Annotated in this window: 21 protein-coding genes and 3 pseudogenes; 19 read left to right on the top strand and 5 right to left on the bottom strand. The window is 63.2% G+C overall.

Annotated features, from left to right (window positions below; all coding sequences use genetic code 11):
- The first annotated feature begins 45 nt into the window (after positions 1-45).
- From RHM57_RS10500 to RHM57_RS10485, 6 genes and pseudogenes are all read left to right on the top strand, one after another.
- A pseudogene (locus tag RHM57_RS10500) lies at positions 46-1,575 on the top strand (IS1182 family transposase).
- Between the two features lie 401 nt (positions 1,576-1,976).
- A pseudogene (locus tag RHM57_RS19590) lies at positions 1,977-2,801 on the top strand (alpha/beta fold hydrolase); the annotation flags it as partial.
- Between the two features lie 248 nt (positions 2,802-3,049).
- Positions 3,050-3,181, top strand: a complete 132-nt coding sequence (locus RHM57_RS19585; RefSeq protein ID WP_369125152.1) for an NAD(P)-binding protein — start codon at positions 3,050-3,052, stop codon at positions 3,179-3,181.
- Positions 3,178-3,387, top strand: a complete 210-nt coding sequence (locus RHM57_RS10495) for a hypothetical protein (RefSeq protein ID WP_322135527.1) — start codon at positions 3,178-3,180, stop codon at positions 3,385-3,387. Before RHM57_RS19585 ends, RHM57_RS10495 begins: the two co-directional genes overlap by 4 nt.
- A 967-nt stretch (positions 3,388-4,354) precedes the next feature.
- Positions 4,355-5,802, top strand: a protein-coding gene (locus RHM57_RS10490; RefSeq protein WP_322189854.1) for an IS3 family transposase whose coding sequence is annotated in 2 segments (ribosomal slippage) — positions 4,355-4,712 and positions 4,712-5,802 — 1,449 coding nt in all. Because the reading frame shifts where the segments join, the coding sequence is not laid out codon by codon here.
- 805 nt (positions 5,803-6,607) lie between these two features.
- Entirely contained in the window at positions 6,608-7,246 is a 639-nt protein-coding gene (locus RHM57_RS10485; protein WP_322187977.1) for a flavin reductase family protein, read from the top strand.
- A gap of 566 nt (positions 7,247-7,812) precedes the next feature.
- Here RHM57_RS10485 and RHM57_RS10480 read toward each other — a convergent pair.
- On the bottom strand, positions 7,813-8,418 hold the full coding sequence (locus RHM57_RS10480) for a hypothetical protein (RefSeq protein WP_322136681.1): 606 nt from the start codon (positions 8,416-8,418) through the stop codon (positions 7,813-7,815).
- 454 nt (positions 8,419-8,872) lie between these two features.
- Between RHM57_RS10480 and RHM57_RS10475 the strand changes: the two genes are divergently transcribed.
- The 7 genes from RHM57_RS10475 to RHM57_RS10445 all read left to right on the top strand — a co-directional run bounded on the left by RHM57_RS10475 (position 8,873) and on the right by RHM57_RS10445 (position 14,626).
- Positions 8,873-10,006 carry an acyl-CoA dehydrogenase family protein gene (locus RHM57_RS10475; RefSeq protein ID WP_322187975.1) on the top strand — a complete coding sequence of 378 codons (1,134 nt, stop codon included), beginning with the start codon at positions 8,873-8,875 and terminating at the stop codon, positions 10,004-10,006.
- 7 nt (positions 10,007-10,013) lie between these two features.
- Positions 10,014-10,838, top strand: a complete 825-nt coding sequence (locus RHM57_RS10470) for a phosphate/phosphite/phosphonate ABC transporter substrate-binding protein (protein WP_322136679.1) — start codon at positions 10,014-10,016, stop codon at positions 10,836-10,838.
- A 29-nt stretch (positions 10,839-10,867) separates the two neighbouring features.
- Positions 10,868-11,830 carry a radical SAM protein gene (locus tag RHM57_RS10465; RefSeq protein ID WP_322187973.1) on the top strand — a complete coding sequence of 321 codons (963 nt, stop codon included), beginning with the start codon at positions 10,868-10,870 and terminating at the stop codon, positions 11,828-11,830.
- A 17-nt stretch (positions 11,831-11,847) separates the two neighbouring features.
- Positions 11,848-12,393, top strand: coding sequence for a DoxX family protein (locus RHM57_RS10460; RefSeq protein WP_322187971.1), 546 nt, complete (start codon positions 11,848-11,850; stop codon positions 12,391-12,393).
- Positions 12,390-12,782, top strand: a complete 393-nt coding sequence (locus RHM57_RS10455) for a hypothetical protein (protein ID WP_322187969.1) — start codon at positions 12,390-12,392, stop codon at positions 12,780-12,782. The genes RHM57_RS10460 and RHM57_RS10455 overlap by 4 nt, the downstream gene beginning before the upstream one ends.
- Before the next feature lie 268 nt (positions 12,783-13,050).
- Positions 13,051-13,869, top strand: a complete 819-nt coding sequence (locus RHM57_RS10450) for a hypothetical protein (RefSeq protein WP_322187967.1) — start codon at positions 13,051-13,053, stop codon at positions 13,867-13,869.
- 52 nt (positions 13,870-13,921) lie between these two features.
- A complete protein-coding gene (locus tag RHM57_RS10445; RefSeq protein WP_322135538.1) occupies positions 13,922-14,626 on the top strand; it encodes a TIGR04282 family arsenosugar biosynthesis glycosyltransferase in 705 nt (234 codons plus the stop codon).
- A gap of 263 nt (positions 14,627-14,889) precedes the next feature.
- On the opposite strand, the gene RHM57_RS10440 is transcribed toward RHM57_RS10445, so the two are convergent.
- On the bottom strand, positions 14,890-15,585 hold the full coding sequence (locus tag RHM57_RS10440) for an alpha/beta hydrolase (protein WP_322140885.1): 696 nt from the start codon (positions 15,583-15,585) through the stop codon (positions 14,890-14,892).
- Between the two features lie 580 nt (positions 15,586-16,165).
- Between RHM57_RS10440 and RHM57_RS10435 the strand changes: the two genes are divergently transcribed.
- The 5 genes from RHM57_RS10435 to RHM57_RS10415 all read left to right on the top strand — a co-directional run bounded on the left by RHM57_RS10435 (position 16,166) and on the right by RHM57_RS10415 (position 19,757).
- Positions 16,166-17,310 (top strand): IS3 family transposase gene (locus tag RHM57_RS10435; protein ID WP_322135540.1). Its coding sequence is split into 2 segments (ribosomal slippage): positions 16,166-16,445 and positions 16,445-17,310, totalling 1,146 coding nucleotides; the frame shifts between segments, so codons are not numbered across the junction.
- 42 nt (positions 17,311-17,352) lie between these two features.
- On the top strand, positions 17,353-17,511 hold the full coding sequence (locus RHM57_RS10430; RefSeq protein ID WP_322135541.1) for a hypothetical protein: 159 nt from the start codon (positions 17,353-17,355) through the stop codon (positions 17,509-17,511).
- Positions 17,512-17,519: 8 nt separating this feature from the next.
- Positions 17,520-18,371 (top strand): hypothetical protein, encoded by an 852-nt coding sequence (locus tag RHM57_RS10425; RefSeq protein WP_322187965.1) that lies wholly within the window; start codon positions 17,520-17,522, stop codon positions 18,369-18,371.
- A 239-nt stretch (positions 18,372-18,610) separates the two neighbouring features.
- A complete protein-coding gene (locus RHM57_RS10420) occupies positions 18,611-18,859 on the top strand; it encodes a hypothetical protein (RefSeq protein ID WP_322135543.1) in 249 nt (82 codons plus the stop codon).
- 565 nt (positions 18,860-19,424) lie between these two features.
- Entirely contained in the window at positions 19,425-19,757 is a 333-nt protein-coding gene (locus RHM57_RS10415) for an SdpI family protein (protein ID WP_322135544.1), read from the top strand.
- A 157-nt stretch (positions 19,758-19,914) separates the two neighbouring features.
- Here the strand turns inward: RHM57_RS10415 and RHM57_RS10410 are convergent, their stop codons facing one another.
- Positions 19,915-21,099, bottom strand: a complete 1,185-nt coding sequence (locus RHM57_RS10410) for a hypothetical protein (protein ID WP_322187963.1) — start codon at positions 21,097-21,099, stop codon at positions 19,915-19,917.
- Between the two features lie 353 nt (positions 21,100-21,452).
- Positions 21,453-22,031, bottom strand: a pseudogene (locus tag RHM57_RS10405) (ABC transporter ATP-binding protein); the annotation flags it as partial.
- A 560-nt stretch (positions 22,032-22,591) separates the two neighbouring features.
- On the opposite strand from RHM57_RS10405, the gene katG reads away from it, so the two are divergent.
- Positions 22,592-24,904, top strand: a complete 2,313-nt coding sequence (gene katG, locus RHM57_RS10400) for a catalase/peroxidase HPI (protein ID WP_322187961.1) — start codon at positions 22,592-22,594, stop codon at positions 24,902-24,904.
- 562 nt (positions 24,905-25,466) lie between these two features.
- On the opposite strand, the gene RHM57_RS10395 is transcribed toward katG, so the two are convergent.
- Complete coding sequence (locus RHM57_RS10395) at positions 25,467-25,922, bottom strand: toll/interleukin-1 receptor domain-containing protein (protein WP_322187959.1); 456 nt, start codon at positions 25,920-25,922, stop codon at positions 25,467-25,469.
- Positions 25,923-26,229 lie beyond the last annotated feature (307 nt).

Below are 26,229 nucleotides of genomic sequence, written 5' to 3'. Positions count from 1 at the left end.
TGGGTCAGTAACGGCGAAGTTTAAAACGCCGTTGGATTTCTTGGGATGGGGTTTTGGGTCTGGGAAAATGGGGTATGCGATTCGGATGGTCTCTTTCCTGCGGCTGGTCTTGAGCACGCCGACCCGGTCGTTGAGGACGGTGTTGAGGCTGGCGGCGGGGTGAATAAACGGTTCCGCGCGTTCGAGCCGGCCGCGGTGATGTTGGTGCCACCGTCGCTGGATGAGTGGTTGCCACAGAATCATCTCTCTCGGTTCATCGCGGATATCGTCGAAACCCAGCTGGACCTGTCGAAGTTTTATGCGTCGTATGCGAAATCGAAGGGGTAGCCGCCGTATGACCCGCGCCTGATGGTGCGTGTCCTGCTTTACGGGTATTGCGTCGGGGTGCGCTCATCGCGGGAGCTGGAACGCGTGTGCGTGGACGTGGTCGCGTTTCGCTGGTTGGCCGCGCAGCAGGCCCCCGATTTCCGCTCGATCGCCCGGTTCCGCAAACGCCACCTCGCGAGCTTGTGGAACGTGTTCTTACAGGCGTTGGAACTGTGTCGTGCGGCCGGGATGGTGTCGCTCGGGCAGGTCGCGTTGGACGGCACCAAGGTGCGCGCCAACGCGTCCCGGCGGAAGGCCATGAGCTACGCCCGGTTGACGGAGAAGCAGAAAGTCCTCGCCGCCGAGGTCTCCGCCCTGCTGGCCGATGCGGACGCGATCGACGAGGCCGAGGATGCCCGGTTCGGGAAAGACAAACGCGGCGATGAACTCCCGCCGGAGCTCGCGAGGCGGGAATCGCGCCTGGTGGAACTCGCCGAGGTGCGGGCCGCGTTGGAGGCCGACGCGGCGGCCCGGGCTCGGAAAGAGGCCGAGAAGAAAGCCCGGGACACGGGCGATGATGACGATGCTGTGGCGCAGAAGGGTGACGACGCGGCCAAGAACGCGGTCGTGAGCCCGAGGGCTCAGCGCAATTTCACCGACCCGGACGCGCGGATCATGAAGACCGCTGACGGGTCCTTCCATTACGCCTACAACGCGCAGGCCATCGTGGATGCGGATCATCAAGTGATCGTCGCGACGACGCGGACGAATGTTGGCGTGGATGTTGAACAGGTCGTGCCCCTGCTCGAGAAACTCCATGTCGCGGCGGGGGTTCTGCCGGGGCAGGTCCTCGCCGATACCGGGTATTGTTCAGCCGCGAACCTGGACTACGCCAAGACCGTTGAGATGGCCAGCGACGGCGGGACCGAGTTCTTCATCGCGACCGGCCGGGTCAAGCATAACGAACGTGTTCCCGAGGTTCCTCGGGGCCGGATCCCCGCCGATGCGACGCTTCGGGAGCGCATGGCCCGGAAGTTGAAGACGAAAAAAGGCCGCGCCGTCTACGCGCGGCGCAAAGCGATCGTGGAGCCCGTGTTCGGTCAAATCCACACCCGGCAAGGAAAATTCCTGTTGCTTCGCGGGTTGGAACAAGCAGCCCACGAGTGGGACTTGATCGCTGCCTGCCACAACCTGATGAAGCTCCACACCCTGCACACCAAAGCCCTCCTCGCCACGCAAAATGCCTGGAGAGGCCGCCCGGCAGCCTAAAGACCAGGGCGAGATCGCCCTGACGGGCGGCAGCGATCCTGCCTTGCGCCGTCAAAGCGGCCGTGGCCCTATTTTTGATGGGCACGCGAACGGATACAGAGCCGCAGCCCATGACGATCGCGTCGGCAACGCCCCAACCCGACCCGACGACATCGGAGGCATTCCTTGGCATCAAGGCCCAATAGGCGTTACTGACTCACGCTCCTAGGCACCAGGCCGTCGTGAACGTTTTCCGGATGATCACCGGGGGAGTGGCTAGCGACCAGAAGATATCACACGCCCTCGGCGATGGCGGAGTAATTTAGCAGGGCTTTACTTTTTTGGTAAGTCGGCATTTGTGCTGACGTGACAGCAGCGTGAGGGTCTGCCACATTCATCCCGGGGGATGTTCGTGAAGCGTGATGTCCTCGTGGCCGCTGTCGACACGTGAACCGACTGGGTCCAAAATGATTGGGCACGGCATCGCGATCTCGTATGTAACAAACCCTGCCAAGAAAACTCGTGGCGAGTCTCAAAGCTCCAACAGCGAGCGGAACGCTCAGCTCGCGAATATCGTCCTTGACGACGGAACGAAATTTTCGCTCAGGGTCGCACCGTCTCCCGACGACGACGGCCCGGTTGCGATACTCCTTCCCGCGCTAGGGGCGGCAGCACGCTTCTACGAGCGATTCGCTCGACGGCTCGGTGCCCTGGGGTTGACCTGCGTCACAGTGGATCTCCGAGGTCAAGGCGAAAGCTCTCCCGCGCCAGGCCGGAAGGAAACGAGCGGCTACCGAGAAGTTATTGAATCGGATTTCCCACGCATTGTTGCGGCAATTGAACAGAACTTTCCAGGGCGAGACGTGTGGCTCATCGGTCACAGTCTTGGTGGCCAGCTCGCTCTTGTGTTCTCCGGCCTGCACCCCACTACAGTTACGGGGCTCGTTCTAATCGCGACTGGTTCCGCGTGGTACGGCGGATTCGTTGGTTTCCGGCGATTACGGAATCTGGTGCTATCCCAGTTGATCGCATTGGTAGCGAGATGCATCGGTTTTTGGCCAGGAGTGCTCTTCCGCTTCGGTGGGCGCCAATCGCGTGTCCGGATGCATGACTGGGCCGCGCAGGTGAGAACAGGTCGCTATCGCGCCACGGGCTCAGACCTTGACTACGAGGCCGCAATGAGAAACGTGAGAGTGAGCGTGCATTTCATTGAGATCGAGGGCGACCGGCTAGCTCCGCCTGGTTGCGTCGATCACTTGTCCCAAAAAATCTCGAACGCCAAAGTTACCCGGTGGCGCTACGGCAATGACGTTCCTGGGGAGGCTCCCCTGAATCACTTTTCATGGGCGCGACAGAGCCCGGGACTTGCAGAAGGCGTGGCCGCATCGATTCTTACGAGCTGCAGCCAGCCTGAGACACCGTCCAACAATTCACTGCAATTGGAGAACGAAGAACGACCGTCACACAAACAACTTATGCCCCGCATGCAATCGTCGTGGGAGGAGGCTGGTCGGGTATCGCATCGGCATGGTATCTACACCGGGCAGGCTTCCGGGTGGACCTGTACGACAGCGGGCGCTCCCTGGGGGCAGGTCTGCCTCTTCGACGATTGGCGATAAGAACGTGACTTTTGGCGGGAAGAATATCGGCACCAAGTACGAGCTCTTCCGCGAATTCGTCGCTGAGGTCGATGGCGGAACATTCGAATACTTCGGCCTCAACTCGTCACGCGTTGAAGGCGGGCGGATTAAAACGATCGATGGCAAGGCGCGGTTACGTGCCGTTGCCGGGCTGAATATTGGCTTCGTTGGGCACCACCTGTGGTGCGGTTGAGCCCCACTGTTCAGATGCGTGATTCGTATCGTTCAGCCCCACTGCCGGCGTGGTTGAGCACCACCTGAAAAGCTCCTCCCACCATGTGAGCGCCACGTGGTGGAAGGAGTACCGGCAATGGTACGGAAGATCAAAGCGAAGCAGATCCTGCAGCAGCGAAATCAGGGTTTGTCGCGACGGGCGATCGAGTCTGCTCAGGGGATGTCCCGGCACAGTATTCGGGCTGTGCTCGCTGCAACAGAGCGGCTCGGGCTCGGCTGGGACGACGTCGCGGAGTTGTCGGAGGCCGCGGTGTATTCGATGTGTCAGCGCCAACGGCCTACTATTCAACGAGCGTCGACACGATGCTGTTCCCCGGCCGCGGCGTGCATGAGAGCGTCTTCGCGCAGCCGGGCTGGGCGCCGGTGGCCTCGAAAAAGCCCCGGCTTCCCTGCACCTGGGGGAGGCGAGGAATGTGCCGGGGCTCGTTTGTTGGAGTGGGGGACTCCGCCGTCAACGGTAGGCGGGTGGGCTGAATGCCGGCTGTGCGGGACACGCGTGTGCGGTGGGAACGGCAAGGTCGGAACTGGTGATCCCGAGTGTTTCAGAACTAACGGTGAGTACTGCAATTCAAGCAGGAGGTTGTGTGACGTAGTCATGAGAATTGCTGCAGGCGAGATTCCGTCGATCTGCGAAGGCGAGAAACGGGAGTCGTGAGACGTTTTATATCTCTAGGGATACAAGACGGTCGGAAGGGTCGAATTGTTGTCGCGTTAAAGGCACCCCGAATCCTTTGCGGGCGGGGCATACGCGAATGAGCGGCCCACTCAGATCATTGTGGCCAGCGAACGCGGGGGAGTATCCGTAGGGGTCCGGCTTACGGCGACTGCCGACGGTGCCCTCTCTGTCAACCTTGGGTGAGGCACCGGGATCGTCCCGAATAGTGTCATAGAGGGCGGGGAAGGATTTCCCCTTGATGAACACAGTGATGGCAGGACCCAGCTCGACCGGGCAGGCTGTCGGGATGGAAGATGTTCCCGATCCCCAGGTTCCCGAGCGTGCTCGGCGGCGGACCTACACGGCCAAATACAAACGTGACATTCTGGCCGAGTACGACCGTCTCGACCGGCAGGGCCGCGGCGCGCTTCTGCGCCGGGAGAAGCTTTATACCTCGTTGGTGAGCGCGTGGCGAGACCAGCGCGAGAAGGGGGTGCTGGTCGCGTTGGCGCGGCCGGCGGGCGCGCCGCCGGCCAGCGTCGCGGAGAAGGACGCGGCCCGGCTGCGGCGAGAGAACCTCCGGCTCTCGGGCGAGTTGGATACCGCGCGGCAGGTGATCTCGATCCAGGGAAAACTCTCGGCTCTGTTGGATCAACTCTCGACCAACAGCAGCGAGAAGAGCACCGAGAAATGATCGAGGCCACCATCGCCGAGCTCGTCCCGCTCGTGGGCACGAGAGACGCGTGCCGGGCCGTGGGACGCTCCCGGGCAACGCACTACAGCCACCACCGCCGGTCCCTGGCGCCGCCGTCAGCGCCGCGGCCCCGGCCAGAGCCGGCGGCGCAACCGCGCGCGCTGACCGAGCCGGAGCGCACCGCTGTTCTGGAGGTGCTGCGCTCGAGCCGGTTCGTGGATAAGGCGCCGGCGGAGATCCAGGCGATCCTCCTCGACGAGGGCACCTACCTCTGCTCGGTCGCGACGATGTATCGCCTGCTCCGCGCCCACGGTGAGACCGGGGAGCGGCGGGCTCAGGCCACGCACCCGGCCCGGGTCAAGCCCGAACTGATCGCGACCGGACCCAATCGGGTGTGGTCGTGGGATATTTCCAAGCTCAAGGGTCCGGCCAAATGGTCGTACTTCCACCTCTATACGATCATCGACATTTACTCCCGGTATGTCGTGGGCTGGATGGTCGCGACCCGGGAATCCGCCGAGCTGGTCGAGCGGCTCCTGCTGGACACGATCAAGAAGCAGAACATTCGCCGCGACCAGTTGACGATCCATTCCGACAACGGGTCCTCGATGGCGTCGAAACCCGTCGCGTTCCTGCTCGCCGATCTGGGCGTGACCAAGTCCCACTCCCGCCCGCACACGAGCAATGACAATCCATTCAGCGAATCGCATTTCAAGATTTTGAAGTACCGGCCCGAGTTCCCCGACCGGTTCTACAGCCTCGCCGAGGCGCGCTCATTCTGCACCGAGTTCTACGCCTGGTACAACGGTGAGCACCGCCATTCCGGCATCGGTATGCACACCCCGTTCAACGTCCACCACGGCCGCGCACCCGTCATTCAGCACGCCCGCGCCCGCGTACTCACGACCGCGTATGCCGCCCACCCCGAACGATTCGTTCGGCAGCACCCGCGGCCACCAACGTTCCCGACAACGACCTGGATCAACGAACCCGAGAAAGCAGGAACGAACTCAATGACCGCCTAGAGAATATGACTCATACAGGTTGACATATTCCGCGGCGTTTGATGGAATCCCCGCCCGTGTTTCCGATCATGCAGAGCGATAGCACCCTGGAAGACCCCGAGCGCGAGCCACAGTGCCCCCAGCAGGATTCGCGTCATAGCGGGTCCTTCGAATACCGCTAGGAGAATCCAAGCCAGCCCGATGCAGCACCAAACAACACCAACCAGATACGTGGCCTGCCGACCATCCAACGCATAAACCCTGATCTGGCACTGCTGACGTCAGCCATGTGGCCAAGGTACCTCCTGCCAACGGGTTTCTTCTGCAGCCCATGACAGTTGCCCGCAACCGGTTCCTGAAAGAAGTATTCGGTATCGGGGGCCGATCGACTTGACTCAGGAGTCTGGGACGGCGAGCGAACGGTGAGGAATTGCACTTTGGTGGAGGACTCAGGAAATCGAACCTGACGAGGCTCCCCGATAGGAGCATCCCCCCGGAACGCTCACGCGTCGCCAGCATCCTAACCGAAGTGCACAAATCCGCTGTGGGCAAGCTCAAAGCTTCTTTCCCTTCCCTCTGCGGGTTGGTGTTGGCGGCGCTTTGTTGAATTGGGTCTGTCTGCTGTCCCATAACGACACGGCTTTGAAACACCCATAGACGGTTCTATATTTCTTGTTATCGAATTGTCTATGGACTGAGTATTCCGGTTGCGGGCGCCCACCGATGCGTGGCCGCGACGTCGGATTTCCGCCAGTCATTGGATGGCGGCTCGGGTAATTTTGAAGCGAAGCTCGCCCCGACTAGCCCCTCTCGCCGAAAGAAGCCCATGCCGACGCACACCGTCATCGACCCGGCCATTCTCTACTTCGGAACACCCGTTGCTCTTCTCAGCACGGTCGACCGCGACGGTGAAACTAATACCGCCCCGATGTCGTCTGTCTTCTGGCTTGGCCAGACCGCACTCCTCGGCATGGGCGCCCGCTCCTTGACAGCACAGAACCTCCTCGACACCGGCGAGTGCGTCATCAACCTCCCCACTGCCGAACTGGTCGATGCGGTCGATAGGATCGCTTTGACCACCGGCCACATGCCGGTTCCTCCTGGCAAGGCTCTTGTCGGATACCGCTATGAGCCCGACAAGATCAACCGTGCGGGTTTGCATTCCCGGCCGGGTGACACCGTTCGAGCAGAACGGATCGACGAATGCCCCGTCAATCTCGAAGCCCGCATCGTTCATTCGCGTCCCCTCGAGAAAGATGACCCGGCCGATGGCGACACGTTCATTTTCGAAGCCAGGATCACGAGGGTGCATGTCCACGAGTCGATCCGCGTGAAAGGGTCGAAGAATCGTATCGATCCGAACTTGTGGCGGCCTCTGATCATGAATTTTCAGCGTTTTTACGGACTCGGCGACGAGTTGCATCCCTCGCGTTTGGCTCAGACGGACGAGGAGTGGTACCGCTAATGGCGCCCTGACAGCTCATCTCGCCAACGAGAAGCCCTGGCGCCTTGCCGAATCGGTGATCAGGAATGCGACGAAATGCCCTAACCGGGCCGTCTGAACACGGCAAAACGCGATCGAGAAGTGCCGAACGTCGGTGTCGTTCGTAGAACTGGACGGGCATTCTATTGTTGTGAGTGCAGGTTACGCACGTGGAGCCAGATCGTGATGGCGAAGAGTGGAATGTGGCGTGCCGGAAGATTTCTGGCAAACCAGACTGGCAGGTACGTCGGTGGCTGAGCCGCGTTCATCGCCCAGCGACTTTGCGAATCCCGTCAGCGGGCACCTCCCTGCACCGGCGATGAAAACCATTGACTCAGCGCCGATGATCGTCGAAAAGCGGCATCGGCGGTCTCCGGCGAGACTGCAACGGATGACGGATTAGAAGCCGCGATGGTTCGAGCAATCGGCGACGCCGTCTTGATGTGGTGGACATCGATGGCTTGGCTCGGGCATCTCGGAGCGTTTGGAGATCTTGGAGTCGAGCTTGGTGAAGGACTCGCACCGAAGCCCTGAACATTTTCCGTGGCTCAAAGATCACCAAGTCCGTCATCGTCCGTTCGATTGTGCAATGCGATCCGGATGGCATCTCGCAGCAATCCGTCTTGCCTCTCAGCCTCGACTCGCGCAGCGTCGATTTCGGCGTATGCCTTCATTCCCGCGTCGCACACTTTGGGGATTTTTGCTTGGAGGATCTGTTTTCTTACCGTGTCCTCGTCGGCTTTGTTGCAGGCGTTCCAAGCGTTCAGTACGGATCGTCGAGCGATGGCTTCTGCGCGCCCGGATAAAGCGAATCGATCGGTTGATTCGTACTGTTGAGGGATATCGACACCTTCGATCTTGCCCATGTTTAGTACGGCGCTTCTGTGCTGGCTCCGTTGGGCGATGAAAGTCAAAATATCGGCGTAGAGGAGCATCTGCTTTTCCAGCAGCCGCGCCTGCCTATCTGCCGTGATCGTGCGCTTCAGAGAGGCGTCCGAATTCTCCCCAGCGCGCTTTGTAGCTCGACTGGTATTCCAGAAACCGAACAATGCCACTACCAGCACGGCCAACGGCGGGAGCCACACTGAGACTGGCACGCCGATGATCGACCCGGCAGCGGGCGCTTTCGATAGGGCCGTTGTAAGGATGTCCATTCGGACAGCGTAGCGACGCGCTTTCCATCATTTGACTATGGTCTCGGCTACCTTTGCGGTCAAAGGAGAAGCATGAAGATCGCACCACCCCGGGGTTCGACGACCGGCTGAGGCTCGGCACTCATACGCCGACCGTCGGGATCCTGATCTGCGGCCACCGAAACGACTCGACGCTCCGGTACGCGCTCGGCCGTGCAGGATCCCCAATGGCCGTCGCGACCTATACCTATGACGGCTTTCCCGACGCGGAGAAACGAGCACTTCCTCCTGCCGAACGGTTGCTTGCCGCGTTCAACCGCCGGTCGATGCGATGGCAGTCAGCAATGAGCCCCCCGCACCGTTAGACACTCGTAACTATTTTCTTGCAGCCCTGACATTCCTGTGGGGGATACTGAGCTGGTCGATCCCGCTTGAGCGGTGTCGAAAAAATTGAGCAGCGATGCCAGGAGACCGGATGACCATGACGCAGTCGACCCTCCAAGAAGCTGTAGCGCGGGTAACGGCAGTAGCCGCCGCTCACGCCCAACAGGTTGATGCCGATGGCAGCTACCCTGTTGATTCAGTCGCGGCACTCAGGTCGAGCGGGCTGCTCGGCCTGGTGATCAGCGAGGACGCTGGCGGCATGGGGGCCGGGCCGGTCGAGTTCACGGAGGTGCTGAGCGCAATTGCGGTGGCGTGCGGCTCTACCGCGATGATCTACCTGATGCATGTCGCGGCCGCGGTGACGGTGGCATCCGCCCCGCCTGCCGCGATGCCGGAACTTCTCTCGCGGATGGCTTCGGGCGAGGTGCTCGGTACGCTCGCGTTCAGTGAGAAGGGGTCGCGATCGCACTTTTGGGCTCCCGTGTCCGAGTCGGTAGTCGACGGGGCTGGCCTTCGCTTCACGGCCTATAAAAGCTGGGTGACCTCGGCCGGGTATGCCGACGTGTATGTGATGTCGTCGAAGAGTGCGGTCGACCCGGAGACCGTCGACCTGTACGCGATCCCGGCGGCGACGCCGGGTTTGGATATCGCCGGTCCGTGGAGCGGATTGGGGCTGCGCGGCAATGCGTCGAGCCCGATGACGGTAGCGGTCACTATTCCGTCCAGTTATCGTCTCGGTGAGCCGGGCAGCGGGTTTGGCACGATGATGGCCACCGTGCTTCCCTGGTTCAACCTGGGCAACTCCGCAGTGTCGCTCGGGCTCTGCACCGCAGCTGTTGATGCCGCGGTCGCACACGTGACCGGTGCCCGGCTGGAGCACCTGGACCAGGCTCTGTCCGCTTTGCCAACGATTCGGGCACAGATCGCGAAGATGAGCATCGCGTTGATGGCGCAGAAGTCCTACCTTGCACAGGCGGCCGCGAAAGTGGCGAGCCCCGCCGAGGATACTCCGTTGTTCGTGCTCGGGGTGAAGGCCTCCGCGAACGATGCCGCGTTGATGATCACCGAATCGGCGATGCGGGTGTGTGGCGGAGCGGCGTTCTCAAAACACCTACCTATCGAGCGGGCCTTCCGGGATGCGCGTGCGGGGTCGGTCATGGCCCCGACCGCCGACGTGCTTTACGACTTCTACGGGAAGGCTGTCACCGGCCTTCCGCTGTTCTGAGCGCCTGATGTCGAAACTCGTCGGAGCGCCCCTGCTCATTGGAGCGGTCGCTTACACGCCCAACGTTGTTCCCATCTGGGAAGGCATTCGCGAATATTTCGATGAACCGGATACGGCGATGGATTTCCTGTTGTTTTCGAACTATGGCCGCTTGGTCGACGCGCTGCAAGCGGGGATGATCGACATCGCCTGGAACACGAATCTTGCGTATGCGCGGGCTGTGCTTCAGACCGACGGGCACGTGCGGCCACTGGCCATGCGCGACACGGACGCCACATTTTCGACGGTGTTCGTCGCGGCCTCGGGAAGCGGCTGGTCCGGCCCCGGCGATATCGCGACCCGGCGCCTGGCACTCGGATCGGCAGACTCAGCGCATGCCGCGATTCTGCCCTTGCACTATCTGCGCGAAGCCGGAGTGGATGTCGATCACCTGCACATTCAGCGCTTCAACAGTGACATCGGCAAGCACGGTGACACCGGTCGCAGTGAGCTGGACGCGATCGATGCGGTGCTTGCCGGTGACGCTGATGTCGCTGCGATCGGTATCACGGTGTGGGAGAACATCGGCCGCGGCGACCTGATGCCGGGCATGCTGGAGCCGGTCTGGCAGACCGAAACCTACTCGCACTGCATGTTCACCGCCCTCGACACCTTGCCCGAGTCGGTCTACGCACCGTGGGTGGCGAAGCTGCTCGCGATGGACTGGGAGGTGCCGGCGCACCGTCGCATCCTCGAATTGGAGGGTCTGACCCGATGGGTCGAGCCACACCTCGAGGGCTACAACGGATTGTTTGCGGCGATCAAGGAGCAGGGCGTGGACGCCCGATGGTAGTCATGGCGCTGATGCGGACCGTGGAGCAAATGGCCGAAGGCGACACGGCAGAGTTTGCGGTGGCGTCGGCGAGCGAACTGGAACTCGTGCGCCGATGGTGCGAGAAAACGGGCAACACCCTCGTCAGCACTTTGATGGTCGAGCAGGACACCGGCCACGTGACCGTGTGCCGGGGCCGGCCACGCAATCCTGGCAGCATGATCCCCGCCGACCGGATGCCCGGAGCGCGGCTCTGGCTCTACACGAACTTTCACTGCAACTTGGCCTGCGACTATTGCTGCGTCGCGTCGTCGCCGAAGACCGACCCGCGCCTGCTCGGCATCGACAACATTCAGGCACTCGTCACCGAGGCCGCCGACTGGGGCGTGAAAGAGCTCTACCTCACCGGCGGCGAACCGTTCCTGCTGCCGGACATCGACGTCATCGTGAGAGCCTGCGTCGACCGGCTGCCGACCACACTACTGACCAACGGGATGCTGTTCCGCGGCCACGGGCTACGCAAACTACAGGCGATGCCACGTCAAGGCTTCGCGCTCCAAATCAGTGTGGACTCACCCACCCCCGAGGTACACGATTCCCACCGCGGTGTCGGCAGCTGGAAACGGGCACTCGCCGGCATCCGAGTCGCACTCGACGAAGGATTCACTGTGCGGGTCGCCGCGACGATCTCGGCGCACGACGACCCGGCCCTCGATCAGCTGCACGCGCTCTTCGACGGGCTTGGGATCCCGCGAGCCGACCAGGTCATCCGCCCCATCGCGCTGCAAGGCGTCGCCGAAGAGGGGGTCGCATTCACGCGCGAATCACTGATCCCCGAGGTGACCGTGACGGCGGACGGTATCTACTGGCATCCCGTCGCCGCCCGTGACGAAAACGCGCTCGTGAGTCGCCAGATACTCCCCCTGGCTCCCGCGCTCGACCGGGTCAGCGAACTCTTCACTCAACAGTGGTCATCGGCAACGTCCGCCACGTCGATGTTCGCCTGCGCCTGAAACGAAAGGAGAACGCGATGACCATCACCCGCACCACCGCACCGGCACATATCAACCAGATTGATTCCGGGCGTCTCACTCGCGCGGTGCTCGCCGCCGTGCGGATCGCCGTGGGGTTGATGTGGCTACAGAATGTGAACTGGAAACGCCCGCCCGACTTCGGGCAAGCCGCGCACGACGGCCTCTACCAGTACACCGCTGACGCCGTGGAGCATCCGGTGCTCGGAGCTTTCAGCTGGCTGGTGCAGAATGTCATCTTCCCCAACTTCGCGCTCTTCGGCTGGGGGGTGCTGATCGCGGAATTCTGTCTCGGCGCGTTCCTGCTCGTGGGATTCCTGACACGCTTCTGGGCGGCCATCGGCATTCTCCAGACCATCGCCATCACTCTCTCGGTGCTGAACACCCCCGGGGAGTGGCAATGGAGCTACTACCTGATGTTCGCAGCGCAATTCGTCCTCCTGGCAACCGCCGCCGGAAGGATCGCCGGCGTCGATGGACTGCTGAGACCCCGGTGGTCGCTCGCCTCGGGCCGGCCGGCTCGGATTGCAATGGCCCTCTCATGAGCGCCACCCCACTTACCGGTGGTACAGCTTCCACCTCAGCAATCTGGCGCACCCGCGGCCTGATCGTCGCCGGTTTCACTGCGCTCAGCTCGTTGTTCTCGCTGCTTGACTACACACCGCTACAGTTCATATCTGTCAACCTTGTGCAAGCACTCGTCTTGGTCGGACTCGGTGCCCTCGCCGCGCTCGGCTGTGCACTGCGAATGCCCGCGCTCCTGTTAGCGGCCGGCGCGATCCTCATCGTCGTCGGGCTGGTTCGCCTCGTCACCTACGCTGCGACTATCGGCATCATCTCCGGTTCTGTCAACGCCGCCGCCCTAATGACCGGACTCGGCACTGCTCTCACCGCCATTTGGATCACCTCATGGCCGATGCCCAAACGTGGTTGAAGACACCACGGTTGATTGGCAGGTCCAACAGGCCCATCGTCACGACCACCAGCGCACTCCGCACCTGAAACGGTGCGAGCCACGCATCCCCCTCGAAAGCCCTTTGCGTTGAGTGGGCAGGCCCCGAACAACCCTCTACAGGGTTGCCACGCGATGCAGCATCAGCACGATCAGAAGCCACAAGCGATGGCCTCCCCGTTGGCGCGCAAGCCGACGGGCTTGCGGGACAGCGTTCGGAGGCGTCGGGGCCGGGCGTAGCCTGCCAAGCATGAAACGGGACGTGGACGAGGACCTGAAGGGCGCGGAATTCCGCGAGTGCAACCTGAAGAACACCCGTCTGATCGGCGTGGTTATGCAGGGCACCGTGATCGACGGGCTGGTGACCAACCTCGTTGTGAACGGCGTCGAAGTCATGGAGAACGTCGAGGCCGAGCTCGACCGTCCTCACCCGGTCCGCCGACTCATCAGATCGGACGACCTGGCCGACGTTCGCCGAGGGTGGCGGCAGCTGCGCACCGGCTGTGCGGCGACCGTGGCGCGCATGCGGCAGTCGCCGGGCATCGAGCACGAGCGTGTGAACGACGAGTGGTCGGCTGTGCAAACGCTGCGCCACCTGGTCTTCGTCCACGACTCGTGGTTTCGGCGCTGCTGTCTCGGGTCGACCGACCGATTCACTCCGATGGGGCTCGGCATCGACTCTGTGCCCGGCCGCGAGGAGGAGGGTCTCGACCCATCGGCGAACCCGACGCTCGACGAGGTGCTGGCGAGCCCAGAGCTCATTGTCGGGCAGGCAGTGTCGGGCAGTCACCGTCGGGCCAGAATAGGTGGTACGTGGTTAGAGACGAGGGGGGCGATGAGATCGACAGGGTTCAAGGCGACCTCGGTTCTTGCTAGCGCGGGCGGACTCCTCACCAATAGCGGAGTCGACGACGCGGTCGACGTGCTGCTTATGATTGTGGCGGCCTCGGCGTCGGGCTCGAACGTTCACCCCGAGGTAGTCAACGCCGCCCGGCCCCCTCTCGCGCGAGGGGATCGGGCAATCGAGGCCGAGATCGGTCGGCCTGCCCATCGTGTGGCAGCGACATGAACACCGTGACCCTGATCGGCGACATGTCCGCCCTGCTGCATGGGGCTCGGCGATGACGGCCGTCGTGGTGATCGCCAAGGAGTGCCTGCCCGGTCGGGTGAAGACCAGGCTGCACCCGCCGCTCAGCCTCGAGCAGGCGGCGCTGCTCGCGGCGGCAAGCCTCGACGACACGCTCGCGGCCGTTGGGGCTCTCCCGGCGACGCGTCGCATCCTCGCCTTCGACGGTGTCACGCCGCCGGTCGCCGCCGACGCCTTCGAGATCCTGCCCCAGACGTCCGGCCGTCTCGACGCACGCCTCGCGGCCATCTTCGACTCCCTCGACGAACCCACCCTCCTCATCGGCATGGACACACCCCAGGTCACCACGGCGCTGCTCGAGCCGGTCTTCACCGACTGGGACGACACCACGGATGCCTGGTTCGGCCCAGCGAACGACGGCGGCTTCTGGGCGCTCGCGCTCGGCGACCCGCGCGGCCTGCTGTCGCGTCGCGTGCAGTCGAGCGGCGTGCTGTCGCGTGGCGACCTGATCCGCGGCATCCCGATGTCCCAGGACGACACCGGCGCCCGGCAGCTCGCCCGCCTGCACGAGGCCGGGCTCCGGGTGCGGCGGCTCCCACACCTCACCGACGTCGACACGGTCGCCGATGCCGACCGGGTGGCGGCCCTCGCCCCCGGGGGCCGGTTCGCGGCGAGCCTCGCCACGATGCGGCCCGCGGTGCCAGGCAGGCCCGACGCGGGGCTGACACCGAGCGGGTAGGAGCTGTCGCCGGGCCAGTGATGCATCCGACCTCGCTAGTGTCCTGCGCCGTTAGCGTTAGTTCGTTGTAGAAGTCTGCTGAGGGATTCGAGGATCTGTTCGGCGGGCTTGGTCCAGATGAATGACTTCGGGTTCTCGTTCCAACCCTTGACCCATTTGCGGATGTCGGATTCGAGGGCTTGAAGGTTTTGCCGAGGCGTCCCGGACACACGCGGGCCCGGTGGTTGAACGTTGTCTGGCGGCATCACATGGCTGCGGTTCAGCTATTCAGCTGACTCGAGCCATGTGTCTACGGCGTCTCGTGCGGCGGCGGGCCGTTCATGGAACAGGAAGTGGCCGGCGCCCTCGATGATGGTGAATGTGGCTGCAGGCATTGAGGCGGCTGTTTCTTCGGCGGCGGCGAGGGGAATGAGGCGATCTGCAGCCCCGTGGATGATCGCCGTGGAACACGTTATCGACGGCAGTATCGAGCGGAGGTCAGAGCGCTGAACGACAGCACGCTGTTGGCGCAGGAAGGCGCCCGGGCCAACTGGCGCTGTCATGGCCCGCCATGTGGCCAGCAGCGCCTGGTCAGACTCGTTGTTGGCTGCGACGACGCCGGGGAAGGCGGCGTCGACGAGGGCGTCGAAATGCCCGTCCTCGACGAGTGCGGATTGGCTGGACCGCGCCTTGACCTGCTCTGTGGTGTCGGCTCGGGCGGACGTGCTCACGAGGGCGAGGGCGGTGACTCGGTCGGGTGCTTGCCGGACGACTTCCAAGGCGACGTACCCTCCCATGCTGGCACCAAGAATGGCGAATTCTCCGGCGTTCTCGCGGAGAATCCGTTCAGCCATTGCCGCGATCGTGTCGTCATGGCGGGTATCGGCAATGGTGACCTGACCGTGGGACCAGACAGTGTCGATCACCGGCGCGTAAGCGAGGGGGGAGCAGAGCAGCGGCGGAACCAGGACGATCTTCATGAATCCATTCTCACCCGACCCACCGACAGTCAAGTCGAACGCCACCTCGTAACGTCCAGTTGGATGAGGCAAGCGTGAGTTCATTTGGCTTGTTCTGCCTGGATGGTTGAGGTTGGTGCGTCGATCCAGGCCGCGGCTGGGGAGGCGAGGAACTTTGGCTCGCCTCTGGTGCTGAAACGCTCGCGGTTCCCCTTACGGGTCAGTGCTGTCCTCTCGCAAACATTGCGCTCCGAATTTTTCCTGGCACTTTCTATCGGCTCAGCTACGCAGCAGTTATCAGGAACGCTTCTCGACAAATAATTCGAACTCGACTCAATTACGGCGACAACACCTCACTGGGCGACGATGTCGTGCTCCGCGGCGCAGACGAACCAACCGACACGTCAGCAGAGGGTGGCCAGAAATTCCTCAATGGACCTCGCGGCGCACAGAACTGGGAATTCGTTCAACTGCACCGCTACACCTGGGATCCCTTGTATCCGCCCAGTGAATCCATCGCCCTGGGTCAGGCCACGGGACTGCCCCCGGTTTGGTTGACTCCTGACCTGTGGAGATTCGTCTTCGCTGGAAAGATGTCATCATGCCCAAGCCCTACCCACCCGAGTTCCGCCGTGACGTTGTCGCGGTCGCCCGGAAGCACGAAGCCCCGCTGAATCAGATCGCGAAGGACTTCGGGATCTCGGAGTCCTGCCTGGCGAACTGGCTGAAGAAAGCCGACGTCGAAGAAGGCGTCAGGCCCGGTGTGACCGAGAAGGAATCCACCGAGCTCCGGGATGCCAAGAAGCGCATCCGGCTGCTCGAGCAGGAAGCCGAGGTCATGCGGCGGGCAGTGGCCTATCTCTCCCGGGACGTCAACCCAAAATGATCTACCCGCTGGTCCGTGAATTGGCCGTCGACGGTGTCCCCGTCACGGTGACCTGCCGGGTGTTGCGCTTCTCTAAACAAGCGTTCTACCAGTGGAAGCGCAACCCAGTCTCCCAGCGCGACTGGGACGACGCCCACCTCACCAACGCTGCCTGGGACGCTCACCGGGACGACCCTGCGTTCGGCTACCGATTCATCGCCGACGAGCTCCACCAGGCGGGCCTCACGGCCGGTGAGAACCGGGTCTGGCGGCTGTGCTCGCAGCAGCGACTCTGGTCCGTGTTCGCGAAGAAACGCGGCCTCACGCGCAAGGCTGGCCCTCCCGTCCACGACGACCTCGTCAAACGGAAATTCACCGCGACACGCCCGAACCAGCTCTGGCTGACCGACATCACCGAACACCGCACCGACGAGGGCAAGATCTACCTCTGCGCGATCAAAAACGTCTACTCGAACAAGATCGTCGGCTACTCCATCGGCTCCAGGATGAAGGCGTCCCTGGCCGTCGCCGCGGCCCGGAACGCGATCGGTCAGCGCACCATCGACGGCACGATCCTGCACTCGGACCGAGGCTCTCAATTCCGCTCCAACGCGTTCCTGCGCGTGCTGAAGAACAACGGCATCACCGGGTCGATGGGCCGCGTCGGCGCATGCGGCGACAACGCCGCGATGGAGTCCTTCTTCGCGCTGCTGCAGAAGAACGTCCTCGACCGGAAGTGGTGGTCAACCCGAGAGGAACTGCGCCTCGCGATGGTGATTTGGATCGAACGGACATACCACCGCAAGCGCCGGCAACGCCGCCTTGGCAAGCTCACCCCGATCGAGTTTGAGACAATAAACGTGGCCCTCAAAGCCGCCTGAAACCACTAACCCTTTGAGTCAACTGAACTCGGGGCAGTCCCCATGTTCGATGCCCCGGAGCAGCACCTGAACGTCAGATTTGCCATGGGCCAGACCCTTGTCGATGACTGCCAGACCAATGCTTCGATCAGTGCGGAGGACGAGTTGGTGCTTCTGCTTAACGGCCGTGCCAACGGCACCCCCTACAACTGCAAACCGTGAGGACCATCATGAGAAAACGCACTCGTTTCTGCTTGGCTGGCCTCGCCGCCATCGGCCTGGCAGCACTGGTCGTCGCCAACCTTCCCGGCCACGCGGAAGCGGCCGTGAATTTCAGCGATCCCAGCGTTGGCTTCCGTGACCAAGCCAGCGGCGCATACCTGCGCATCGACCTGGACTCCGCGGCTGCTGGAGTGGGCCAGTTCTACTTCAGCGCACCGGGCGTGGGACTCGTCGTCCCCGCGAAGACGGCGACCCTGGACCCACACAGCGCCCACGACGAACAGTTCCGCTTCGATGGTGCCGGCACCCAGTATGCCTCGGCCGTGCTGACCAGCGACATCGCCCAACCCGTCCCGAGCGGGGCAGCGGGCACGGCAACGATCAAAGTCATCGGTCATGACGACCCGACCGCGCGCACCGCGAACGTGGAAGTGTGGATCAACGGCAAGCACTTCACCCTGAAAGCTGCGCCCGCCCCGCACAACGCCGGCCCCACCCTGACCGCGGTCATCACAGCGATCAAGGCAACAGACCTGGGTGCGCTCTACGACCTGGGAGACCCGAGCCTGCGAAACGGGCTCACCCGGGAACAGTTCGTCGCCACCATCGGCGCTACCGGCGGCGGCAGCGTCACAGGTTTGACTCCCACAGGCGCCACGACTTACGTCACAACTAGTGCCGGGGCGGACTTCACGCTCACCCCGATCACCTTCGACTACGTCAAGAACGGTGTTCCCGGTGAAGTCACAGCCCACCTCCGCCTCATCTACACCGGAGGCCAGTGGCGCTACATGACCATGCAACCAGACAACGCGCCCTCGAACTCTGACAGCAACACTCCTGACCCGACCGTGCCCTAGTATCCCAATTGACCAACGCGACGCCGCAGGCAGGGAGAACGATGCGAAGAACGACTCGGTTTCTGAGCGTGGTGACCGCAGCCAGCATGTGTGTGCTCTTGCTGATGGGCTGCGTGCCCGGACAATCCATCGACAGCCTGGCCAAACAACCCGAAGCCGCATTGACCTAGCCCGGCAGCACCGATGTCCGGATCAACAATGTCCCAGGACGGGTTCAATTCGGCCTCGATGGCGGCGACGTGGCCATCACCGGCATATCCGGGACAACAACGCACCAGCAACGCGAGGTCATCGCCTTCTACTCGCAGGCACTGGCAGCGAATGGCTGGACACAGCCCAGGGACGATCATCGCTCCGAGACCGCTTCGGGACTGCCCTCTTACTTTATGCAATGGGACAAGACGAAGCCCTACCTCACCTATGTCGTCGTCGTATGGACTGAGGGCGAAACAACGAAGTACGAAACTCAACTGCAATCGTTGCGGTAGTCCGTTCGATTCGCGGTCTGAAAAAGCAAGTTGAGATCCCGCGTCGGGGTAGAGAAGAAGCACCGCCGCGGTGGGAAGGACGAGATTCGAATCACACCACCGCGGAAGCGTCCGCAAGGGGTTCCGCTGCCAGGGCGGTGATACAGCCGTTCTGTTTCGCAGCGAAGAGTGGCTCTTGGTGGAGGATTCAGGAAATCGAACCTGACGAGGCACCCCGATAGGCGCATCCCCCGGAACACGTATGCGTCCACCACATTCTAGCCAAAGTGGCCCTGACCCCGCTGGCAAGCACTCAAAATCCCGTCCCGTAGGAGGTTCGGCTTGCGGCCATGTGCACCTCTGACGGCGCGACCTCTCGGAGGCCCGGGCCGGGGCCCGGACGCCAGTGTCGCGCTCGAGCGGCATCGTGAGGCGAGACTTGCTGGGCCGACTTAAGCGGTCCTTTCGCGGGCCTGTCGAAAACGGACTGGGACTCATCGCCGTCAAGCAGCCGGTATTTGCGTGCGAAGTCGATTCCCAGCTACGCGACACCGGCTGATGTTGAGCGGTGTCGATACCCTGAAGCATGACTTACGAAACGAATTTCGCCGCCTACATCATTGCTGCCGCAATGTTCCTCGTCGTCATTGTGACGCAGCTTGCCGCGTCGGGAAAGATTCGCCGCAATGGTTTCGTTGGGCTCAGGATTCCGCCCACGATGGTCAGTGATGCTGCGTGGGTAGCAGGCCATAGGGCCGCTCGGGTGCCGTCATGGATTGGCTTCGTTCTGGTCGCGATCGCTGCAGGGACAGCCCAGTTCATACCGGAGGCCACGACTGCTCCCATCGTGTTCTTGTTTCTATTCCTCGGGTGGTCCGTCGTGGCCGCCTGGCGAGGGGCGGGAGCCGCAACGAGCTGAATCTAGCTTTGGGCAGCCTGCCAGATCAAGCTACCGGGCGGGGTTCGCCCGTGCGCAAGGGGTTCCGGCTACGGGCACGGATGGCGCTCGGGCCCAGTCGTTTGGCTTCTGTGCATCCGGGAGAATCGTGGGTCGGCGGCTGGTCCTCGACAGCTGGTCAATTGCCGAGGGCTCGAATGCGTCGTCCGGCGAGGGCGGCCACGATTCCGATGCCTGCGGTGAGCCATATGGCCGCTTCTGGTCCGGCGGTTGAGGCAAGCACGCTCAGTCCTCCCGCCGTGGTGAGCACGATGATGAGGGCGTCGGCTTGCCACGCGATCACGTTCAGAATGGACACGTCGCCAGCTGGCGTGACGACGGGAAGGAGCAGACCGATGGGCATCGGTCCTTTGGCACAGTCCAGAATCCGCACCAGAGCGATGAAGACCGACACCAGCATCCACCACGGCAGGACACCGATTGGTGCCCCGCCCGGCACGGCAGCAATGGCACCTATGGATCCGAGAAGGAGGCAGGCGAGACCGGGGAGCAGCGCATGGGAGCCGATCATGGTCAGGGCGCTCCGTCCATACAGCGACGACGGGCCGACGTTCTCGTTAGCGTTTCGCAGCCCGTCGCACCACACGCCGGCGGCGAGGTAGGCGAGGAGTACCCCGGCCAGGGCCATGACCCAGTCGATTCCGTCAGTGGCTGAAGCAGTTTGGGCGTTCAACCACCCTGCTCCGACGAGAGCCAGAGAAGCGAGTGTAGTCCGCACGGGGAACCGCCGTGCGGATCCGATGTCGCGCTGCAGAATCGCGACCGGCAGTGGCCCGGTGAAGGAGATCCGGCAGTACCTCCCTCGTGTCGGTGGGGTGCGGAGGGCGCCTGACGCTCCGGCAATATCGCCGGTCTGCACCAGAGTGCCGATTGACTGCCAGCGGCGGGCTTGCGCCATGATTTCAGGGCTGCGGAGGTTATTCAGCAGTGCAGGAGCGGCCAGAAAGACCAATGGTGACAGGGCGAGGGCGATGACTGGCCACCACGGGACTGGCGCGGCCGGACCGAGGGATTCCCACAACAGGGCAAGCCATCCCCAGGGGGTCGCGAGCAGGACGATGTCGACGCCGGTTTCCACTGCAACCGCACTGCCCAGGATGACAATGGCCAATGGGATCGTAATGCGGCGGGGACAGCTCTGCCCGACAAGCCACAGCACGGCCAGCACGCCCGAGTACGCGATCGAGCCCAGCACCATGAGCGCGGCCGGAATGGCCGCTGTCGGCCCGCCAAGGAGCCGCGCCCCGATAACAATTCCAGATACCGTGACCGCAGCCAAGGCCAGCACGGTGACGCTGATCAAGAACGGCCGGCGCAGGGTATCGCTGCGGGCGAGGTAACTACCCTCGAGGAATTCAGTGAGGAACGGACTCGGTACGACCGGACCGCGCGTTCGCCCGATCAGGACCGCGCAGGCTGCCAGTATTGCAGCGATTGCGCCCACACCCCGGGAGCTATCCGGGGCGACGATCGTGGCAAGGATTTCCGGACTCGCCAAGCCGAGGACTAGTGATCGCACGACTGGCACCGCGACGATTGCGACGATGAGTGCCGCGACGTAGACCGTGTAGACGGCGTCGCTCGCCGTTGGCGGGCCGGCTCTTGATGCGGTTACGGATCGAGACTGCGCCAGGATCTGACGGTCAGTGGAGGTGCTCACGACTCTGCGAGTGACACGGACCGGTCCGCGATGGCCTCGATCATGTCTGTGCTGTGGCTCGCGATCACGACCGTGGCCCCACGATCGATCTCGGTGCGAACAACCGATGCCACCAATGCTCGTCGTGTGGCATCCAGGCGCTGCTCCGGTTCGTCGAGGATCAACACGTCGAAAGGACGCACGAGAGCCGTGGCCAAGGACAACAACTGCGTCTGTCCCGACGAGAGCTCGTTCACAAACCGGTTCTGGAGGTCACTGATCCCGAGAGCCGCCATGGTGGTGTCAGCCGCATCAGTGGCAGCGGATCCGAGTCGTCCCCACGTTGTCGCGATGAAACGCAAATGCTCGTGAGCGGTCAGCTCCCGGGCAAAGGCCGGCAGGCCGATACGGGCAGAGATGGTTCGCCGCATAGTGCGATGGCGTTCATCGACCGGCTCACCGTCAATGAAGGCCTGACCTCCAGTCGGACGAAGCTGGCCACTGAGGATTCGAAGAAGGGTCGTCTTGCCGGAACCGTTCCGCCCCTGCACAGCCAAGGCTTCACCGCTACTCACAATGAGGGATACGGGCGCCAACAGCACCTCTGAATCGATCGAAGCGGAGACATCGCGGGCTTCGAGAGAGGACACAAGCCCCATCCTCTCGCACTTCCAATCTCGATGACCGACCCGCCTCAGGCTGGGCGGGCAAGAATCGTCATTCTGTCTCGTAAGGGGTTCCCCACTAGGAGCCTCTGGCGGGGGTGCTCCCAGGTCACCGCGAGCGGAACACGATTCGCGGAAATCAAGCTCTCGACAGCCCCCATCCTCCGGCGTCGGTTTCACCGGGCTTCGCACCGCCCGCACCGCAGCAATCGGCGCAGGGCTTTATTTGGTTTGGCCGTCGTGCGCTCGGCCACCGCACCACCGCCGTCTAGAAGTCAGTCACTTTCTTGGCATGCCACGCACACCTTGCGGGAATACGATCTCTCTATCGGGCTTCCCGTCACGTCGGCAGCCCGCGACGCACCGCCTCACAGCAGCGTCGAAGCATCGCTGCACCACAGATCGACGCTGCGGCGATGCGGCGGCTGATCGTTAAATTGTGACCCCGACGACACCGTTTCTCATCCAGCTAAAGCACACAGGGAGCATCAATGGGCACTGACGACCAGACCAACACATGCAGTTTCCACATGAGCGGTGCGCTGCCAGCAGGTGGCGACCACCTCGGTGGCACCTTCGGTCAGTCGCCGACCCTGGACAGTTGGTACCCGCAGCGTCTCCGGGTTGAGCTTCTCCACCGGAATGGCGTAGACGCCGACCCGCTCGGCGCGGACTTCGACTACGCGGCGGCTTTCGCCACGATCGACCTCACGACGCTCAAGTCGGACATCAAGCGACTGCTCACCACATCGGTCGACTGGTGGCCGGCGGACTACGGCAACTACGGTCCACAGATGATCCGAATGGCGTGGCATGCCGCCGGCACGTACCGAATTGCCGACGGCCGTGGCGGAGCGGGCACCGCGATGCAGCGGTTCGCACCAATCGGAAGCTGGTGGGACAACGGCAACACCGACAAATCACGACGACTCCTACAGCCGATCAAGCACCAGTATGGCAACGCTCTGTCGTGGGCCGACCTGATGGTCTTGACCGGCAACTGCTCCCTCGAGTTGATGGGCCTGCCGACGTACGGCTTCGGCGGTGGACGACTCGATGCGTGGGAACCGGACGACGGCACCTGGTGGGGCCCGGAGGTCTGGAACCCGCACGCGGTCGCGAGCCCTGACGAGATGGTGAGCCGCGACGAACGCTGGCATGGTCAGAACGGCGACGCGGACTACGACCTGCAGAGCCCCCTGGCCGCGTCGCACCAGGCGCTCATTTACGTCAACCCTGAGGGGCCCTATTCGAACGGCGACCCGCTGGGCTCAGCACGCGACATTCGCATCACGTTCACGCGGATGGCGATGAACGACGAGGAAACGGTGGCATTGATCGCCGGTGGCCACGCGTTCGGTAAGAGCCACGGCCAGGTACCCGCATCCGACATTGGACCGTCACCCGAGAAAGCCCCGATCGAGTCGATGGGGCTCGGTTGGCACAACCCGGTGGGTACCGGCAGTGCCGAGCACACTTCGACCAACGGCATCGAGGGCAGCTGGACTCCGAACCCGACACAGTGGGACAACACCTACCTCGAGAACCTATTCGCGTACGACTACGAGCAGACGAAAAGCCCGGCCGGCGCGCTGCAGTGGACACCGACTGACCCGGAGGCGCCGAAGACTCCGGACGCCCACGTACCCGGTCAGATGAACCCGCTCATGATGATGACCTCGGACATCGCACTCAAGGTCGACCCGGAGTATCGGGCCATATGCGAGCGTTTCCTGGCCGACTTCGATCTGTTCACCCTCGCGTTCTCGAAGGCCTGGTACAAGCTCACGCACCGCGACATGGGGCCGAAGCACCGGTACCTCGGCCCGGAGGTCACCATCGCCGACGACCTGCTCTGGCAGGACCCGCTCCCGGACGCAGCAGGATCCTCACTCGACGAGGCCGACGTGGCAGCGCTCAAGGAAGCCGTCCTCGCGACCGGGCTGTCCGTGTCCGACCTCGTCTACACGGCGTTCTCCGCCGCCTCGACCTACCGCGACAGCGACAAGCGCGGAGGGGCGAACGGTGCCCGCCTGGCATTGTCGCCGCAGAAAGACTGGGCGGTCAACCGACGCACCGTCCCAGTCATCGACGCGCTGCGGAACGTGCAGGCGGCTTTCACGGCGACGTCGGGCGGACGGAAGGTGTCTCTCGCCGACCTCATCGTCCTCGCCGGCAGCGCCGCCGTGGAGCAGGCGGCACGGGCGGCAGGATCTGACGCCAGCGTGCCGTTTACGCCAGGCCGTGTCGACACGACGCAGGAGTTGACCGACATCGAGATGTTCGAGTGGCTGCGACCCATTGCGGACGGGTTCCGCAACTTCGTGTCCGAGCGCTTCGAAGAGTTTGCTCCGGGCGTCGCGCCCGAGGCGGTATTCCTCGACAAGGCTAACCTGTTCACTCTCACCGCACCGGAGTGGACCGTCCTGCACGCCGGGCTCCGCGTGCTCGGCAGCAACTGGGACGGGTCCGACGTGGGTGTGCTCACGGATCACGTCGGAGCCCTGACGACCGACTTCCTCGTGAATCTGACCGACACCGACCTCATCTGGACGAAGGACGACGAGACCGCGATGACCTTCACTGGTCGGGTTCAGGTGACCGGCGAGGCTCGCTGGAGGGCCTCCCGGAATGACCTGGTATTCGGCTCGAACGCGCAACTGCGGTCGATCGCCGACGCCTACGCGGGCAGCGACGGGCAAGAGCGGTTCGTCCGCGAATTCATCCGCGTCTGGTCGAAGGTCATGATGCTCGACCGCTACGACGTCAAGGGCCACAAGCGTTACGGGGCAATGGCCGCCTGACCCCGGAGGTCGCGTCCCGGCGACCTGACGGCGTGGAGGCACGGCGCGGTCACGCGCTGAGCCTCCCAGCCGTCAATGCCTTGACCGAACGACGCTTGAGGCCGCGAGCCGAACGTCGCACGGATTGATCAGGCTGGGGACGGCCAAGGAACCTCCGCGGGCACCACGTGGTCGACCACACTCGCACCTGGACGGCCTGCGAGGGTGGACGGGCCGCTATGCCCTGGAAGCCGTTGCCCCCACTCGTAGAGACGCCGGCCGGATTTGCTTTGGCCTCGGGTCGCGAGAGGGTGCCGCTGATGTTCTCTGTGGCGGCTCGTAAGGCCTGAGCCTTCCGGGGTCATGTCCCGCTGAGGAATGCGCGTGACCGGTAGAGGTTCCCCTGTGACACAAGTGTGCCCGACCAGGCGACCGCATTGCTGGGGCAAGTATTTGTCTCGATAGGGGTCCCGCTTACGGGCACGACGCTGATGTCGTTAACCGGCCGGGAAGCATTGGCGCTGGTTCATCGGGTTGTTGCTGGTTGGGCCATCGAGGCGTCGTAGAGGCTTGCCACTCAGCGCTATTTGGCGGCCGACTTTATGCTGAGTTCGTCGGCCTCTTCCTCCGTAACGATTCCGACGAGCTCGGCAATCTTGACGACGATGTCTTCCATGGGCTCTTCGGCCGTACTGAATCCACCACGCGACGCGAGTGTCGGGGTGACCTGGTCGAGCTCCTCGAACGTCACCCCGTGCATGACCGGCACTAAGAGGCTCCGGCGCAGCAGAGCGCTGAGCTCGTCGCTCGCAATGCTGCGGTCGGTACGCAGCTTGTCGAGCATTGCGGGCGTCACCAGCACAATCCCCATGCGCGAACTGACCAGTCCACGGTCGATGGCTACTCGCATGTCCGTGCCAGGTCGCAGGCTTACCTCACTGAACCACACCGACACGTCTTTTCCGAGGAGCAACTCGTAGACGTCATTCGCGGCCGCCTGACGGTCGGGCCAGGCGTGACAGAGGAACACGTCATTCACCTGAGTCCGTATGACAGTCGCCGCGCGGACAGACTCCAGGTCGCGCACCTGCTGTTGCGTGTACGAGGCAGTCGACCCGCTGGGCTGCCAAGCCGGACGGGCGACACCACGTCCCCCGCCCCCGCTACTGCCCGACAAGCTCCCACTCCTACGCACAGGCGCGGCCGGTGTGGCGTCGGACGAGTGCGACCGAGGCGGCGAGTATGAAGAACGCCCATAGCCGGACGAGCATGCAGGGCAATTCGCGCGACCGCTTGCTGTGCGGTGGCCTTCTCTTGGAGCTGTGCATTGAGCCATGTGCTGATGA

This window comes from Cryobacterium sp. 10S3, assembly GCF_034344045.1.
Lineage (GTDB): Bacteria > Actinomycetota > Actinomycetes > Actinomycetales > Microbacteriaceae > Cryobacterium > Cryobacterium glucosi.
The sequence above is the reverse complement of the archived record's forward strand: the minus strand, read 5'-3'. Positions and strand labels throughout refer to the sequence as shown.